Genomic DNA, 15,225 nt, shown 5'->3' with positions numbered 1-15,225 from the left:
ATTAAGAACGACAATCCATCTTTCATGCCGTGTAATCTTGCCAGTGTACATTTATTGTACGGCGATTACAAGTTTATTGTCAACGCGGCGGTCAAGGAACCTCTGTAGAATCCTCCTGGGAATTTGGTCCGTCCTCGGTAGTCTGTTCCAGATTCTCAGCCGTATCTTCAGAATCAGGTGTAACTGTTTCAGGCGTAGATACAGCCGGGTTACTCTGAATGGTGAGATCACTGTTGCCTTCAATTTTCACCCTGTACTCGCCCTCACCGAGCTGGCCTTCTATGGTTTTATTCTGTACTTTGAATGGCAGATCCGTACTTAGATCTCCATAACTGCTGGAACCCGCAAGACTGTAGTCTCCACGATCAGGAAGTAATACGTTAATGGCTCCCACCGCACTGTACACATCCCAGTCCCCTCCGACTTTGGTAGATACGATGTTAATGCTGCCATTAAGCGATTGGGCTTTGATTCCCAGATTGGCTCCATCCAGCGTAATATTGCCGTTGCGTGTCTCTGCGGTGAATTCACCAACGGAGTCCGCAATACTGATACTTCCCACTTGTGTAGCAAGATCTACATCGCCGGAAATACCGCGAGCCTTCATGTCGCCACGGTTACTGTCCAGATCCACATTACCGATGGCGTTGGCTACAATGACATCTCCGTTCAACGTTTTCCCAGAGATATCTCCAACAGCATTGGTAATCCGGATACGTCCGTTACCCGTTTCAGCCAGTATGGTACTAATGGCTTCCGGACGGTTTAATAATATGGCTCCATTGGAAGTTCGAATATCCAGATTAAAACGACGATCATCCGGGATCGTAATGGTAAGATTCATACGCGGCTGCGTTTTTTCATTGTCTCCATACGTCTTGCCTGTAGCTTTGATATAAATTACTTTTGTACCATCGGCCTCTACAAAAGAGGCTGCTGCAACGGCCTTTGCCTGTACTTCCGTCGTCTGATCTACCCAGATCACCGTCCGTACTTCAATCTCATCCGTATCTCCGCGTTGTACCGAGATATCTCCGTTAACACCTTCGACCACCAAATCTGACGTATCCATGCGAACAGGTACACGAATCGTGCCCTTATCCTCCATATATCCTGCCGCTTGACTATAGTCCATGGATGCCGCTCCGAGATTTAGACTCACTCTATTCCATAAATGCATGTAGTGATCCTGCTCGGTGACGATAAATACGGAAGCCGCCAAAATCAATGAGGTTAGAATGCCTTTGGCATCGGGTCTGAAACGTACTTTGATTTGCTCATCAGGATTGCTCGGGTTATCCGATTGCACCTTGTTTCTTCTGCGTGTCCATAGGAACAGCACAATATATTCAACACCTAAAACAACGAGCAAAAATGGCCACCAGTCCACCATCTCATATACATAGTCAGTTCCCCACCGTTTATCCAAAATCAACAGCACACCGACCGCTATGATTAAGGCGGCAGCCGTATAGCGGCCAACCCGGACTTTACGGTTCATCACGTTCCCTCCTTGTGTCGTTTCCACTACAATTTTTTCTTGTTCAACATAACCCAGAACTCACGACCAAACAGAAGCAAACCGCCTACGATCATGAGAACCGCAAATGAATATCCGCCGTACATGGCGAGAATCTCTTGAAACCAACGTGGTTTGCGAAAAAACAGCACCATCAAAGACCCTCCCACAATCAGAAGTAATCCAAACGATATGCCTCTCTCCCAAACCATCATTGCATCTCTCGTAGAACGTTCATTGGATATCGGCTTGTCCGAAGTTGCCTGGGTTACGGCTCTACGTCTGCGCATCATGACCCAATCTGCAGATTGCAACACATCATATACATTGTAAAAGTAAATAACCGGAATACACAAAGCCAGTAAGATGAGCAATGGCACATTGATCTGTATTCCAATGGATGAGAAGTACAATACTGCTGACAGATCAAGCAAAACAAGCAGCATAAAGGTCAAACCTCTCATGTACAATCTCAGATAAATATGACCCAGGCCAGGAATAATGGCACTCAGTAATCCCGCAATAAACTTGTGAGTCCGATTTCTGACCGGTTTGGTCTGAACTGTACGGGTCTTTTGGTTCAATTGACGTCTCCGTTTCATAACATACTCCTCTCTTCTGATCTGACCTTCCGCTCTTCATGCATTTGGTTAGATAGTACCCTAAAGAGCAAGGAGAGTAACTGGAAGAAATATGGATATGACCAAAAACCCTCCGGCACTACTGGCCTCGGGAGGGTTGTAATTCATTTATTCGATCGACACCTTGGTAACGTGTTCCCATTGTCTTAACTTGGATACCAAGCCAACCGTTTGGAAATCATGCGGTACCTGAACATGTAACACAATCTCAATTTTACGTTCAACCGACACCATCTCTGCATAAGCAAGGTCTTGTTCATTCACGGTAATTTTACGAATTTTGATCTTTTCCTGCTCCATACATGAAGACAGCTGTTCCAGGAAACCAGGTTCTGACAAGGTATGAAGTGTAACAACATGCAGTTTGTTCCCTCGTAAATACCTTAGCTCTAATTTGTTAAAGACCCAGAGATTAAGCAATACCAGAACGGTTGAAACGATAGAGGCAAAAAAGAATCCCGCACCTGCTGCGAGCCCAATGGCTGCAACAACCCAGATTGAAGCAGCTGTAGTCAGTCCGGTAATGGATTTTCCCGTGAAGAGAATTGTCCCTGCTCCCAGGAATCCGACACCAGTAATTACAGCAGTAGCCAGACGTGCTGGATCGATCCTTACATTTAATTCATTAGCAAAATCTTTAAAGCCATAAACAGACAACATCATAATCAGTGCAGAGCCAAGACATACCAGGATATGGGTGCGCAAACCAGCAGCATGATTGGACCGTTCCCGCTCCAGGCCTACGAGCCCTCCAAGCAGCATAGCCAGCAATAATCGTAATAAAATGTGCCACTCATCAATGAACCAGGGATCGCCCAAAGTCGGTATTCCTCCTCAAGTTGTTAATATTATTAAAGTTTATTCTTGTGAAAAGTCGTTAATTCCACTCCAGGTGCAATCTGTGTGACCTCCACGGGCGTAAAACCAAATTTGGTGTACAGATTCACTGCAGGTTGATTCAGCGTTCCTGTGGAGACGATATAACGTGGAAGATCCGCATGCTGTTCCAACACATACGTCATCAAAGATGCCGCAATTCCCTTGCGAAAGTGATCCGGGTGCACCATCATTCGTGTAATGGTCAGTGTATTCTCCTCTTCCTCTGCTACAGCAACAGCCCCGATAAGCTCTCCGTCATCATGGATACAACCATAAAAGCTCTCTCCACAATCCCGCAGTGTCTCCATCGTATCCATCAAAGGAGGAATCTCCTGAAATCCGATGATTTCGGCTTCCAATCGATAAGCTACATGTTGTAGTCTCCATAACTGTCCCAACATCTCCAGATCACTCAGTGACAATGGTTGAATGTTCATATCCGTTCCCCCGTCCGAAATACATTTGTATCTTTCAATACCAAAAAGAGGCTGTCACAGGGACGAGCCTCTTTCTGTCCGGCCTCACCGGAAGGATTAGCGGTTCAGTACATCTGCAAGCAGTTGGTTGGCTAGAGCGGGATTCGCCTTGCCTTTACTTTCTTTCATAACCTGACCAACAAGGAAGCCAATGGCTTTTTGTTTACCAGCTTTATAGTCTTCCACGGATTGAGGGTTATTCGCTACAACCTGCTCAACGATGGCAAGAATGGCGCCTTCATCACTAATCTGCACAAGACCCTTCTCTTCAACGATCTGCTGCGGAAGCTTGCCGCTCTCCAGCATTTCCTTGAATACCGTTTTGGCGATTTTGCTGTTAATGGTGCCCTTCTCCAGCAGTCCGATCATCTCACCCAAACCTTGACCTGTCAGCGGAACCTGAGTCACCTCAAGATTGCTCGTATTCAGGTAACCCAGCAAGTCGCCCATGATCCAGTTGGATACGGATTTGGCATCTTGAGTGAATTTCAAGCTATCTTCGAAAAGATCAGCTATAGCCTTGGATGATGTAATAACCTCTGCATCATAGCTAGGCAATCCGTAATCAGCCGTATAACGAGCTTTGCGTTCGTCTGGAAGCTCAGGTATGGTAGCTTTGATGCGCTCTTTCCAGGCTGCATCAATATGCAGCTTCACGAGGTCCGGGTCCGGGAAATAACGGTAGTCATGCGCCTGTTCCTTACCACGCATCGACAGTGTTTTTCCTTGAGCTTCGTCCCAACGACGCGTCTCCTGAACCACTTCACCGCCATCATCCAGAATTTCAGCCTGACGATATTGTTCATATTCCAGACCACGCTGAACACCACGGAAGGAGTTCATGTTTTTCAGCTCGGCTCTTGTTCCCAGCTTCTCCTGTCCATGTGGACGCAAACTGATGTTGGCGTCACAACGCAGTGAACCTTCTTCCATCTTCACGTCCGATACATCACAGTACTGCATGATTGCACGCAATTTTTCAAGATACGCACGTGCTTCTTCCGGAGAAGAAATCTCAGGTTCGGATACAATCTCCACGAGTGGCGTACCAACACGGTTAAAGTCCACCAAAGACGCGTATCCGCCATCGATATGTGTAAGCTTCCCTGCATCTTCCTCCAAGTGAAGACGTGTGATGCCGATTCGTTTCGTTTCACCATTCACTTCGATATCGATCCAGCCGTTCTCACCAATCGGTTGATCAAATTGCGAGATTTGATAGGCTTTTGGTGAATCGGGGTAAAAGTAGTTTTTACGGTCAAACTTGCTGACATCAGCAATCGTGCAATTGAGGGCCATCGCTGCTTTCATGGCGTAGTCTACCGCCTGACGATTCAGGACAGGCAGTACGCCCGGATGTCCGAGACAGACCGGGCAGGTATGCGTGTTCGGCGGAGCTCCAAAAGCTGTGGAGCAGCCACAGAAAATTTTGGAGTTTGTATGCAACTCCACGTGGACTTCAAGTCCAACGACCGTTTCATATTTAGATGCGGACATTTCTATATTCCTCCGTTCCGGACAGTCTACAGCTGCGGACGCTGCTTGTGGAATTCTGTATTTTGTTCAAACGCATGCGCTACACGCAATACGGTTGTTTCATCAAAGGCTTTACCGATAATCTGCAGGCCAACAGGCAATCCATCCGAGAATCCGCATGGAATGCTAACGGCGGGTACACCAGCCAGGTTGACCGGGATCGTCAAAATATCGTTCAGATACATCGTAAGTGGATCATCCACCTGTGAACCGAGTTTGAATGCCGTAGTTGGCGCCGTTGGTCCAATAATTACATCATATTTGGCAAATACATTGTCGAAATCTTGTTTGATCAATGTACGTACTTTCTGTGCTTTCAGATAGTAGGCATCATAGTAACCCGAACTGAGTGCATACGTTCCAAGCATGATACGTCGTTTCACTTCGGGACCAAAGCCTTGGCTCCGAGACTGATGATACAGATCGAGCAAGTTGTCCGGGTTGTCTGCACGCACGCCATAACGTACGCCATCAAATCGAGCCAGGTTCGAAGAAGCCTCTGAAGAAGCAAGCAGATAATACGTAGCCACCGCATATTCGGTATGCGGAAGCGATACTTCTTCCCATGTTGCCCCAAGTCCTTCGAGAACTTTCAATGCAGACAGAACCGTCTCTTTCACTTGTGGGTCGACGCCTTCACCGATGTATTCCTTCGGAACAGCAATACGAAGTCCTTTGACATCACCTGTCAGTCCGCTCAAATAATCGGGAATCTCTACTTTTGCAGATGTCGAATCCTTGGCGTCATAACCGGCAATGGCTTGCAATACATAAGCAGAATCTTCAACATTTTTCGTCAAAGGTCCAATCTGATCCAAAGATGAGGCAAATGCTACCAAACCAAAACGGGAAACAAGTCCGTACGTCGGCTTCAATCCAACAACACCGCAATACGAAGCAGGCTGTCTGATAGAGCCACCTGTGTCTGATCCGAGCGTGAAGTATGCTTCTCCCGCAGCCACAGCTGCTGCAGAACCACCGCTGGAGCCTCCTGGAACACGATCAAGTGCCCATGGATTACGTACAGGGGAGAAACTTGAGTTCTCATTGGAGCCACCCATGGCAAATTCGTCCATGTTGAGTTTACCAATAGTTACGGTGTCCGCAGCTTTCAATTTCTCGACAACTGTCGCATCGTACACCGGGTCGAAATTACGAAGAAATTGACTGCCACACGTCGTGCGCAGTCCGTTCGTAACGATGTTATCCTTAATACCTACAGGCAGGCCAAAAAGCAAACCTTTCTCCTCACCGCTAACCAGACGGTCATCCAGTTGACGTGCACGAGCGCGTGCTTGTTCTTCATCCAGTGCCAAATACGCCTTAACCTTATCATCATGCGCGCCAATATTCTGATACGCCTGATCCACCAGATCGCTGACCGACAGCTCTTTGGCATTCAGCTTGTTATGTAACTCAGGCAACGATTGTTCAAATAAACTCACAGTTTTTGTCCTCCTTCCGGTTATCCGTTATTCCATTACAGCAGGCACTTTAAACTGCCCGTCTTCTTCTTCCGGTGCATTACGCATCACCTGTTCAATCGACAGGCTTTCTTTGGTCTCATCTTCACGCATGACATTGCTTACGTGCAGAACGTGAGTGGTAGGTTCGATGTCGTCCGTATCCAGCTCATTTAGCTTTTCTGCATATTTTAAAATCGCGTTCAGCTGACCTGTCAGGGTCTGTTCTTCTTCAGCAGTCAAGTTGAGCCGGGCCAGCTTGGCCACATGCTGAACGTCATTATTCGAAATACTCATTAGCGGATGCCTCCTTCATTCGTTCTGATTCCCGAAACGACCTGAAACGAATCGCTCGTTTAACGGGCTAAAGTCTCAAGATAACTTTTTTCATTATAGGTGAGATAGTTCGACAATTCAATGCAAATGACCTGACAGTCTTCCGGGAAGCCAAAAACGAACTTACAAAATAAAAAAGAGCCGGCATCAGCCGACTCTTAAAATTCTAAATCCATGCACGCAGATTAACCTGCTTTATAAAATCCGCCTGAGACATAACATCGTTCGCGGTTTCCTCTTCCTCTTCCACAGCTTGAAAATCTCCGTTCATCAAATGATGAAACAGCTTCTCATTGTGTGTCGCAAGGGCGTAATCTATCAACGCTTCTCGCTCGACCCGCTCAGCTTCCTGCTTCAGCAGAACCTCTTCCAGATCGACGTCGCCGGATGGAACAAAAAAGTTCCGATTCACCTGCGGCACTCGAAGCACGTAATCGAACGCATTGTCCGGATTCCGGTCATAAGCGATGATGAAACCATATTCCCCCACAGGAAGATTCTGCTCAAACGCATCCGCGACGATGACAACCTTCTCTCCTAATCGCAGCATCGTCTAACCTCCTGGTAGTCTATCATTAATATTTATTTGTATAGTCTACTAGAAAAGAATAACGATGTCTAGGAATACTAGAATTAAACAACATATTTGTGCAAAATCTTTTTTTCCATTTTCAAAATGATGTTATTTCTGATTTCGTGCACCTGGCTTGCGCTGTGATCGAATTACGACAAACCAATATATGATGAGTGGCGTGGGAAATCCTGTGATGCCCCATAATCCCCATAACCAAGGGAAATGTCCACGTCTGCGTGCGTCCCGAAAAATCCATGTGCCCTGAACCAGAAGAAAAATGCCAAGCAATGTAAGCCACAGTGGAGAAATTTCATCCAATGAATAATGCATTTTATTCATGACGAACCTCCTTCCGGCGCCGTCCGGCCCAAATCACAGCCAAAATCACCGCGACAGCTGTACCAAGAGCCTGGATTCCCAGATATAGAGCTGGAGCAGATACAAAAAATAATGCCCCGAAGGTAATGGCAAACAATCCAACCAACCAAAAACATATCATCTCGATCATATTGGCTCGCCGTCTAATCTGTCTCCGTTCCCTGACTTGGGCTTCAAGTGCACCCAAAGAAGGAATACTTGGCGGCTCAAATGCATCATCCAGCACTTTCATGTGTTGCTGCAATCGTTCTACAACTTCTTGTTCTTGTGCATCATCTGATCTGCTCATCCTTATTCCAGCTCCTTTCTTAACTGACGGAGACCATAAGCTGTGCGTGACTTCGCCGTTCCCGCAGGAATACCCAGCATTTCCCCGATCTCGTCATACCCGTACCCATAATAATGCTTCAGTAACACTGCAACACGATGTTCGGGTGTCAGTCTTGTCATCGAATCCATGACATCTGTCCATTCTTCATTTCGAGTCTCAAGCTGCCAGCGGAATCGACGTACGGCCTGATCCCGGATGAGAGCAAGCCAGTTCTGTTCTCTCTTCTTACGTCTTGTCTTATCGATATAGATGCGGGTCGCAATGGTGATCATCCAAGATGAAAAGGCAGATGTGCCGTCATATCGATGGATATTTTCCATACAACGAATCATCGTATCCTGCACCGTCTCTTCTGCGAGGTTAGCGTCCATCGTAACTTTGACAAGATACTTATATACAAACGTGTAGTGACGTTGCAACAACGCTGCGAGCGCGCTATCGTCTCCCGATACTGCTCTCCGTACTTCTTCGAGTTCAGCTGCCTTTATCATGAAATCACCTGCTTCCCGTTCAATCTGGAGTTAATACGACAGGCTCTGCAGAAACGTTCAATGGGATCAAAAAAAAAATTAAAACCCGACAATTTCCCGGGCAATCAGACTTGATTCCGGTAATCCTGCAGCTTGTCGAACCACGGTTGGTTACGGGCCCCGTTTCTTAAAACACGGCTTGTCCATATATTCTGCTGAGACTTCACCACCTCATTGGTCACGCTAGGGTTATGTATTAAAGCTTGCTCAGTACCTGTTTCTCTTTTCCCACTTTCCAATATACGACGGTTTTCTTCAACGCTCGGATACTCGACACGCTGTCCCAACGGAATAACTCTTGGTTTCTCCACTTTGATATTCCCCACTCTCATGATCTATATAAGTTGAACTAAAGATTATTTACACTGACACTACGATGACAGAATAACCTTCCAATCGCTGTTATCCCCTGATTTTTTGATTCCCTTTTCCGAAGGGGAAAATCCGGGGATAGCTTATGCTTCCGATGCAGCTTTCTTTCAGAAAGCTTTTAGGCGAAGTTTATGCTTTCGAAGTAGCTTTCTTGCAGAAAGCTTTTAGCTTCGCTTTTTCAGGTTCTTTCTGTCCTCTCCGTTATCGTGTAAATGATTAGTTCAACTTATATACTATTTTCTTAATCTCATCATTTCTAAACAATCTGTTCTTGTTGCTAACTTGTTATTGGTCCCAAGCTGTCTTCTGATGAAGCGCATCTTACATCTCTATGTAGCGTAAAAAAGGCTAATTCTGCGATAAAAAGGGGCTGAAAACAAAAAAAGAACGCAAACCGGGTATAGACCACAGTCTGCGTGCTTCGCGAGGTTGGGTGTTTCTTGGTAATGCTTCAGTTAGATGATGCCTTAACGCTTGTAACAACTAATTGCTATTCTAATGAAAAAGTTGTCACTTGTCCAGACTTTCTTCACATATCATGTCGGATTATCTTGCGGACACGTAAGGATTGTTCTGTTTCTCATAACCAATGGTCGTTTTGGGACCATGACCTGGATATACTTTAACCTCATCAGCAAAGGTGTAGAGCTTGTTCTGGATTGAATCAATCAGATCCCGTTCACGCCCTCCTGTCAGGTCCGTTCTGCCCACACCCATGCGGAACAGCACATCACCGGCAAACAGGTCGTTATCACAAAGCAAACTTACACTGCCCGGTGAATGTCCGGGTGTATGGAACACTTTAAACGTATGACCAATCAGATTCAGCTTCTGCCCTTCGTCCATGGCATATTCAGCAGGATCTGTCGAAAGCGGTGGTGTCGCCTGCGGCCAATTCAAAGATCCATTTAATTTCGGGGTGGTAAGCCAGTCACTCTCCAAATCATGAAGATAAACGGGACATCCCTTCAATTTGCGGATCTCATCTACCCCGCCCATATGATCAAAGTGAGCATGAGTCAGGAGTATGGCTTCAATCTCCAAGTCTTGGATCGCTTTAAGCAGCGGCCCTGGATTCATGCCCGGATCGATAATGACGGCTTTACCTGGATCATCTCCTTGTAAGAGATACGCATTGGTCTGAAGCGGGCCTAGTGTAAACGTGCGAATGTTAAGCATATCGGCTTAGTAACCCGAAATCAGTTCACGCAACTCACGGATAATGGCTGCATGTGACTCCGTTCCTTCCCCATAACGTTTACCAATCTCTTGACGTGCTACAGCCAAATTTTCTTGATAATCTGCTGCTTCACGATCCGGATTAAGGCGTTTGAATTCAATCATGACTTCCTGTACATGCTGCGGACGAGGTCCCCACTGACCGAGGACATGACCACCTGTATCAGCGAAAATAACAACTGGCACGGAACGGCCACCCATCGTCAGAAACTCATCCATCACTTCGGGATGGTTCTCCATAATCAGAACTTCCGTTGGGATTCCTGAGATTTCAAGCGCCTGGAATACAACGGGAATATTACGTACAACATCCCCGCACCAGTCAGCAGCCAAAATTAACACACGCAGATCGTCGCGATGGTTCAGGCTCTCAAAGAACTCACGATCCTCTTCGTTCGACCAAGTAAAGCTATCATAGTTGGCCTGGAATTCACTTTGGTTCTTGGTCATACTCTCGATAAAATCCTTCGGTGGCAGACCTTTACCAAATTTGTGAGACAAGTTGGGTTTACCCATGACTAGACACTTCCTTTCTTTTTACGAGCATTCATCCATTTAATAAGTACATAAACGATCATAAGGGCGAGAGCGACAAGCAAAATAGGCATTACATACGGCGCCGCTTTCTCATCAATATGCTTCCATTGATCTCCAAGAATCATCCCTAAATATATAAACAATGCAGTCCAAGGTATAACAGCGAGTGTAGTAAGCAAGATGAATTTGCCTGTGTGCATTTTCGTGATGCCAGCCGGGATGGAGATTGCATGTCTTACCACCGGAACAAAACGCGCCGTGAAAATGACACCTGTACCATACTTGCGGAACCACTCCTCGGAATGGTCGATGTGTTTTTTCTGGATGAGTATGTATTTACCGTAGCGTTCAAGTACAGGTCTGCCGCCATAACGGCCAATCCAGTAAATAAATAACTGGGCAATCACACCGCCCACCGTACCAAAAATCATAGCACCGAAGAAGTTGATATTACCTTGTGAAACGAGAAAACCTCCATACGCCAGCACAATTTCGCTTGGGATAACTTCCACCATTAATCCAAGCATGATTCCAAAGTACCCAAGACTTTGAATCCAATCGAACAATTGGCCAACAAGGTTATGAATAAAGTCCATCTCAACCCTCTTTCTCCATCCTGATTGGCGGTGCCCCTCCGCACCATGGATGTTCGTCCCTATTTTATCACAGGGCTGTGGACGTTGCTACTTCACGAGGTTGGGATAGTGTCCCGTTCGCAGCAGTCCGCATATGGTATGGGGAGAGGAGCGTGAGAAGATGTCACACAAGTCAATACCCGGTTCTCCGCCGGTCAAACATACGCAATCTGGTCAAAACCTTCCTTCTGCTAGAGGAATTCGCCGGGCATGCAGCAAGGAACTGTACCGGACAGCCAAAAGGCTAAAAGTATATGTCTCTCCCGAACGGATGAAGCAGGCAGAAGAATATTATTACGGTAAGGTGATTGCTAATCTGCTCTGGATTGGGGAGAATCGCGACAACCGTAAAAAATTATGTGAGTGGTGGAACACGGATGTCAGTGCAGAGATCGCCGCAATGTGGGAAGTAGAGGTTGAACCATTAAAAGATGCGTTTCAGCACGCATTTGGCGGTTATCGTCTGTAGATATGGAGGAATGAGGCAGGTAGCTGTGTTTTCAAACCTACTGAATGACGCAGCAAAGCTGAAGCGAATCTGAACATGTTAGGAACAGGCGCGGGCACTGTGTCCTTAACGTGTGATGTTAATGTGTCCTTCACGTACGAGTAAGCGATAGAGACAACAAAAATGCGATTTTCTCTTTCCGATGTAAAGCTTCACTCCAGGTGAAATTCGGGGGCGACCTCTGGCTTGCGGTTGGAGCAGAGCATGGAGCCGACCTCCAGGTGGGCATGAATATAAACTGTGAGTATGAACATAAGCTGGAATTATATTTTCATGCTCATGCTCAAGCCCAAGCCCATGAGCGGTAACAAATCTGAGACGTCTTATTCAAGGATTTGAAGCACTCTTAGAAATCTAAGGAATCTGAGACACGTTATATCGGAATTTTTGGCTTTTTATAGAGTTTTTGTTAGGGGATTTCGGAAAATAACGTGTCTGATGTTCCTTACAATTTACAAAGAGAAGCTGGAGGCGATATAAGACGTCCTGTGTTCCTTAGAGAATCGCATACCCTCCGCAAAGAGCAGCCAGCTTGGACTTCCAGACTTTTTACACGCTGACATCCATCATCATATCGCTTGGGTAAACGACAAGATCCAGTAGTGATTCATGGGCTCCGCTTGGTCAACTCTGGAGTAAACGATGGAGAAGAAGCCGAAGCAAGCCTGCGCAGGTTCTCTCCATAGCCTGGAGCATGTTCCTCCAATACAAAACGGCGATCATTGCGAACGTTTCCTGCTTCCACTTCCTCAGCCAACAGTTGATACCGTTCATACATCTGGACACCAGCGGCAGCAGTCTGTCGGGCTCGCTCTCTATATCCTGCCTCCCATTCCCGCCGCGCTGCCTGCTCCATCCAATACAAAGCCGCGGATTGGCCAATGCTATCATACCGATTCAATGCAATCGCTTGTTTAAAATATACTCCAGCCTGCTGTCCTTCGCCGAATTGTGCTGCCAATCGTCCCAGTTCGATGTAAATCTGAGGGTGCATCGGGGAATGGGACAGGTTGTTTAAAAGGAGTGATTCTGCTTCTCGTCCTGGGAGCGTTCGCGCAAGAGATATCACGATATCCGATCGATTCGGGTTAGACCGAAGGGCAGCCATAAGATGCACCTTCTGTGCTGGAGTGCCATAAGGTTCAGACATCGCCTGACGGTACTGCACTTCTGCTACGGCATATCGGGAGGTCAGCCAGACTGTTCCACCAAGCCAGAAAAAGATGATCATCACTGTGGATACCCTTATTAGCCGAGCAGTTACTCGCTGAAAAATATGAAAGAAGGAGCGCATCGGGACAGCTGATGGGTGGGATTGGGTTGGTAAATATCGCAAGAAAAGAGATCTGGATTTAGATCTCATTTTGGATCTCAATTTAGATCCCGATTTGGATCTGATAGGAGTGTATTCCACAGTTCCGCCGGATCGTTGGACTCCCTCTGTTTCCGTCTTCAATGCTGATGCCCAAGCACCGAGCCAGATGAAGAACATCCAGAATAAGGTGAAGCTCCAGTCAAAGTCCATCGCCCCATGCAGACCAAAAACAAGCACGGATGGCATGAGCTGTGGTGCAAAACGAAAGATGCTCCGCAGGGTGATGAGAAACCACCCTGCGACAAGCAGGATGCCAATCATGCCCGTGTCCAGGGCGAGATCGAGCAAGCCGTTGTGGACCTCGCCTCCAACATAAGGCGAGGATTGAATGGCGCGAAACATGTTGCGCCATGTATCCCCACCGTGGCCGAGCCATGCGGCCTCGGTCCACAGCTGGAGGGCGTCCCGCCACATCTGTAGGCGGGACACCCCCGTGCCGACACCCGCCGCGAGGCGATCGGCGGTGGAGGCCACGGCCATGAGTGCGGCGGCGGCTCCCGCCAGCACGATGGCCGTCAGGGCAGCGGCGCGCGGAGCCTTGGCGGCGCCGCTGTGCCATAGACGGCACAGCAGCAGCGTGCCGAGCAGCGCAGCTGCCCATGCCCCGGCCAGGGCCAGCAGGCCGGGCACGGGTGCAGGCGCCAGCTGGGCAGCAGCCAGCTGGCGGTACAGCCAGGCCGCGCACGCCAGTGGCGCGGCCATGGCCAGCAGCAGCGGCAGGCGGGCACCGCGCCGCTGCAAAGCAAAGGCGGCGACCGCGGCGCAGCCGGTCGCCAGCCAAGCGCCGCGCGACTCGCTCAGCAGGAGCGCGGCTTGCGCGGGCATGAGCGGCAGCACTGCCGCGATGAGTCGCCCGACCGGCACAGGCCGGGCTATGACTCGCGCGGCGGCTGTTAGCCGCTCCAATGCGTACATGCCAACAATAGCACCGTACGCATTCGGGTACTGCAATAATCCGCCGAGCCTTGCTCCGGCGGAGCTGATCTCGGGGTCAGCAGTCCGCATCACCCCGAAGGGCAGCGGCAATATCCCGCACACGGCAAGGATGCCGCTTAGCACAAGCAAGCCGCCTGCCATCTGCCAACCGCAGGCTAACCAACGCGCACCATTCGTGCGCGCAGCCAGTAATTCGGTGAGCAGAGTAAACATCCCAAGCAGGCTCCACCGCAGCATCTCATCCATGCTGCCCTCTTTACTCACCGAGCCTGCCAACGCATGTACCCCAAAACATGTCATCATCCCCAGCGGCCACAATACCCGCCACATTCCCGGAAATCGAAATATGTTCTCAACGATTCGTTCGATGTTCCCCTGATCCTGTACCAATGACATGGGTATTCGTTCACTCGCCTTCTGTGGACGAGTCCCTACAAGGAAAAGAAATAATAGGATCAATATGCTTCCTGCTGCGATCAGAATGACAGGATACAGATCCGCCGAATAATATAGTCCCCGACTCAGACACCCTGCAAGTAGCAAGATAATTGAGAGTATGCCCAGCCCAACAGTCCCTCCCGACCCTGAATAATGTTCACTTCTCAAGATCCAAGGAAAACGACTTGACCCATCAATTTGGATAACTCCATTTGATTGATATGTATCATCTTTTTCATACATATCATCTTTGTTGTATGTATTTTCCCTATGATATGCACTGTCTCTACTGCCTTTACTGTCTCTACCGTCCCTCTTGCCCCCATTACATAAGTCCCTGTTATCTATACATTCTGTACCATTTGCATGGTGAGACCCTTCAAACACCTGTTCCACCATTTCCTCATTCGCCGCATACCCTCGTCTATACCTTACAACTCCCTTATGCATTGTCCTATTCTTCATCCTTATCCACCCTCCTTACTTCCACCGCTTCCTATGCATAACAAAAAGACAGAAGAT

General features: G+C 47.9%; 17 protein-coding genes. 1 reads left to right on the top strand and 16 read right to left on the bottom strand.

All coding sequences use genetic code 11. The features are described from left to right. Window positions 1-91 precede the first annotated feature (91 nt). The 15 genes from NSQ38_RS10130 to NSQ38_RS10060 all read right to left on the bottom strand — a co-directional run bounded on the left by NSQ38_RS10130 (window position 92) and on the right by NSQ38_RS10060 (window position 11,407). Window positions 92-1,501 (bottom strand): DUF4097 family beta strand repeat-containing protein, encoded by a 1,410-nt coding sequence (locus NSQ38_RS10130; RefSeq protein ID WP_339788938.1) that lies wholly within the window; start codon window positions 1,499-1,501, stop codon window positions 92-94. Window positions 1,502-1,527: 26 nt separating this feature from the next. Beyond that, on the bottom strand, window positions 1,528-2,121 hold the full coding sequence (locus NSQ38_RS10125) for a hypothetical protein (protein WP_339788935.1): 594 nt from the start codon (window positions 2,119-2,121) through the stop codon (window positions 1,528-1,530). Window positions 2,122-2,268: 147 nt separating this feature from the next. Then, complete coding sequence (locus NSQ38_RS10120) at window positions 2,269-2,979, bottom strand: MgtC/SapB family protein (RefSeq protein WP_017692302.1); 711 nt, start codon at window positions 2,977-2,979, stop codon at window positions 2,269-2,271. A 32-nt stretch (window positions 2,980-3,011) separates the two neighbouring features. Continuing rightward, the gene (locus NSQ38_RS10115; RefSeq protein WP_339788932.1) at window positions 3,012-3,476 is read right to left on the bottom strand and encodes a GNAT family N-acetyltransferase; all 465 of its coding nucleotides are present in this window, start codon (window positions 3,474-3,476) and stop codon (window positions 3,012-3,014) included. A 96-nt stretch (window positions 3,477-3,572) separates the two neighbouring features. Beyond that, on the bottom strand, window positions 3,573-5,012 hold the full coding sequence (gene gatB, locus NSQ38_RS10110) for an Asp-tRNA(Asn)/Glu-tRNA(Gln) amidotransferase subunit GatB (protein ID WP_062836483.1): 1,440 nt from the start codon (window positions 5,010-5,012) through the stop codon (window positions 3,573-3,575). 26 nt (window positions 5,013-5,038) lie between these two features. Then, window positions 5,039-6,496: an Asp-tRNA(Asn)/Glu-tRNA(Gln) amidotransferase subunit GatA gene (gene gatA / locus NSQ38_RS10105; protein WP_339788929.1), complete on the bottom strand. Its 1,458-nt coding sequence runs from the start codon at window positions 6,494-6,496 to the stop codon at window positions 5,039-5,041. 27 nt (window positions 6,497-6,523) lie between these two features. After that, a complete protein-coding gene (gene gatC, locus NSQ38_RS10100) occupies window positions 6,524-6,811 on the bottom strand; it encodes an Asp-tRNA(Asn)/Glu-tRNA(Gln) amidotransferase subunit GatC (protein ID WP_339788926.1) in 288 nt (95 codons plus the stop codon). A gap of 205 nt (window positions 6,812-7,016) precedes the next feature. Further along, window positions 7,017-7,400, bottom strand: a complete 384-nt coding sequence (locus NSQ38_RS10095) for a hypothetical protein (RefSeq protein WP_024631336.1) — start codon at window positions 7,398-7,400, stop codon at window positions 7,017-7,019. Window positions 7,401-7,532: 132 nt separating this feature from the next. Further along, window positions 7,533-7,763 carry a sigmaY antisigma factor component gene (locus NSQ38_RS10090; protein WP_339788923.1) on the bottom strand — a complete coding sequence of 77 codons (231 nt, stop codon included), beginning with the start codon at window positions 7,761-7,763 and terminating at the stop codon, window positions 7,533-7,535. Next, on the bottom strand, window positions 7,756-8,091 hold the full coding sequence (locus tag NSQ38_RS10085) for a YxlC family protein (RefSeq protein WP_339788921.1): 336 nt from the start codon (window positions 8,089-8,091) through the stop codon (window positions 7,756-7,758). The genes NSQ38_RS10090 and NSQ38_RS10085 overlap by 8 nt, the downstream gene beginning before the upstream one ends. Window positions 8,092-8,093: 2 nt before the next feature. Continuing rightward, window positions 8,094-8,624 (bottom strand): RNA polymerase sigma factor SigY, encoded by a 531-nt coding sequence (gene sigY / locus NSQ38_RS10080; protein WP_339788918.1) that lies wholly within the window; start codon window positions 8,622-8,624, stop codon window positions 8,094-8,096. Window positions 8,625-8,728: 104 nt separating this feature from the next. Further along, complete coding sequence (locus NSQ38_RS10075) at window positions 8,729-8,995, bottom strand: hypothetical protein (protein WP_339788916.1); 267 nt, start codon at window positions 8,993-8,995, stop codon at window positions 8,729-8,731. Between the two features lie 586 nt (window positions 8,996-9,581). Then, on the bottom strand, window positions 9,582-10,214 hold the full coding sequence (locus tag NSQ38_RS10070; protein WP_036607016.1) for an MBL fold metallo-hydrolase: 633 nt from the start codon (window positions 10,212-10,214) through the stop codon (window positions 9,582-9,584). Window positions 10,215-10,220: 6 nt separating this feature from the next. Continuing rightward, window positions 10,221-10,790, bottom strand: a complete 570-nt coding sequence (locus NSQ38_RS10065) for a thioredoxin family protein (RefSeq protein WP_017692292.1) — start codon at window positions 10,788-10,790, stop codon at window positions 10,221-10,223. Between the two features lie 2 nt (window positions 10,791-10,792). Next, window positions 10,793-11,407 carry a DedA family protein gene (locus tag NSQ38_RS10060; RefSeq protein ID WP_339788914.1) on the bottom strand — a complete coding sequence of 205 codons (615 nt, stop codon included), beginning with the start codon at window positions 11,405-11,407 and terminating at the stop codon, window positions 10,793-10,795. 160 nt (window positions 11,408-11,567) lie between these two features. On the opposite strand from NSQ38_RS10060, the gene NSQ38_RS10055 reads away from it, so the two are divergent. Further along, window positions 11,568-11,915, top strand: coding sequence for a dehydrogenase (locus NSQ38_RS10055; RefSeq protein WP_339788913.1), 348 nt, complete (start codon window positions 11,568-11,570; stop codon window positions 11,913-11,915). A 646-nt stretch (window positions 11,916-12,561) separates the two neighbouring features. Here the strand turns inward: NSQ38_RS10055 and NSQ38_RS10050 are convergent. Further along, on the bottom strand, window positions 12,562-15,168 hold the full coding sequence (locus tag NSQ38_RS10050; protein ID WP_339788910.1) for an O-antigen ligase family protein: 2,607 nt from the start codon (window positions 15,166-15,168) through the stop codon (window positions 12,562-12,564). Window positions 15,169-15,225 lie beyond the last annotated feature (57 nt).

The organism is Paenibacillus sp. FSL R7-0313, from assembly GCF_037969885.1.
GTDB lineage: Bacteria > Bacillota > Bacilli > Paenibacillales > Paenibacillaceae > Paenibacillus.
This window is presented reverse-complemented; position numbering and strand designations above follow the sequence as displayed.

What these genes read in the sequence shown, in the direction of transcription:
- NSQ38_RS10130 (WP_339788938.1), bottom strand. Translation starts at nt 1,501, where the DNA reads ATGAACCGTAAAGTCCGGGTTGGCCGCTATACGGCTGCCGCCTTAATC.
- NSQ38_RS10125 (WP_339788935.1), bottom strand. Translation starts at nt 2,121, where the DNA reads ATGAAACGGAGACGTCAATTGAACCAAAAGACCCGTACAGTTCAGACC.
- NSQ38_RS10115 (WP_339788932.1), bottom strand. Translation starts at nt 3,476, where the DNA reads ATGAACATTCAACCATTGTCACTGAGTGATCTGGAGATGTTGGGACAG.
- gatB (WP_062836483.1), bottom strand. Translation starts at nt 5,012, where the DNA reads ATGTCCGCATCTAAATATGAAACGGTCGTTGGACTTGAAGTCCACGTG.
- gatC (WP_339788926.1), bottom strand. Translation starts at nt 6,811, where the DNA reads ATGAGTATTTCGAATAATGACGTTCAGCATGTGGCCAAGCTGGCCCGG.
- NSQ38_RS10095 (WP_024631336.1), bottom strand. Translation starts at nt 7,400, where the DNA reads ATGCTGCGATTAGGAGAGAAGGTTGTCATCGTCGCGGATGCGTTTGAG.
- NSQ38_RS10090 (WP_339788923.1), bottom strand. Translation starts at nt 7,763, where the DNA reads ATGAATAAAATGCATTATTCATTGGATGAAATTTCTCCACTGTGGCTT.
- NSQ38_RS10085 (WP_339788921.1), bottom strand. Translation starts at nt 8,091, where the DNA reads ATGAGCAGATCAGATGATGCACAAGAACAAGAAGTTGTAGAACGATTG.
- sigY (WP_339788918.1), bottom strand. Translation starts at nt 8,624, where the DNA reads ATGATAAAGGCAGCTGAACTCGAAGAAGTACGGAGAGCAGTATCGGGA.
- NSQ38_RS10075 (WP_339788916.1), bottom strand. Translation starts at nt 8,995, where the DNA reads ATGAGAGTGGGGAATATCAAAGTGGAGAAACCAAGAGTTATTCCGTTG.
- NSQ38_RS10070 (WP_036607016.1), bottom strand. Translation starts at nt 10,214, where the DNA reads ATGCTTAACATTCGCACGTTTACACTAGGCCCGCTTCAGACCAATGCG.
- NSQ38_RS10065 (WP_017692292.1), bottom strand. Translation starts at nt 10,790, where the DNA reads ATGGGTAAACCCAACTTGTCTCACAAATTTGGTAAAGGTCTGCCACCG.
- NSQ38_RS10060 (WP_339788914.1), bottom strand. Translation starts at nt 11,407, where the DNA reads ATGGACTTTATTCATAACCTTGTTGGCCAATTGTTCGATTGGATTCAA.
- NSQ38_RS10055 (WP_339788913.1), top strand. Translation starts at nt 11,568, where the DNA reads ATGTCACACAAGTCAATACCCGGTTCTCCGCCGGTCAAACATACGCAA.
- NSQ38_RS10050 (WP_339788910.1), bottom strand. Translation starts at nt 15,168, where the DNA reads ATGAAGAATAGGACAATGCATAAGGGAGTTGTAAGGTATAGACGAGGG.